This window comes from Arthrobacter sp. SIMBA_036 (assembly GCF_046535135.1).
In the GTDB taxonomy this organism is placed as follows: Bacteria; Actinomycetota; Actinomycetes; order Actinomycetales; family Micrococcaceae; genus Arthrobacter.
The window spans coordinates 1-238 of the sequence record NZ_JAWRXG010000445.1 but is presented as its reverse complement, the minus strand read 5'-3'; the positions used below and the strand labels follow the sequence as shown (position 1 = coordinate 238).

Sequence of the window (238 nt, the reverse complement as noted above, 5' to 3'; positions counted from 1 at the left end):
CCTTCAGCTCATATGTTCGCGAGAAATTGTTGTCCGACTGGTACATAACGTCCCAGCCGAAGCTCCAGCGCGGATTGATCTTAAAGTCCGCCTTCGACGCGATCATGCCGCGATCGTCGCGCTGGTCGCTCGTGCCCGCCGTAAAGCTTTCCGGACTAAGCTGATTGATGCCAGCGATGCGCAACGTGTGCGTGCCGTTTTCAAAGCGCTGCCGGAATTCGGTATCGAGCAGGAAACC

Annotated in this window: 1 protein-coding gene; it reads right to left on the bottom strand. The window is 56.7% G+C overall.

What is annotated here, in order from left to right; translation table 11 throughout:
* A partial coding sequence (gene lptD, locus SB659_RS20455; RefSeq protein ID WP_410551761.1) for an LPS assembly protein LptD occupies positions 1-238 on the bottom strand: 238 nt, incomplete at both ends.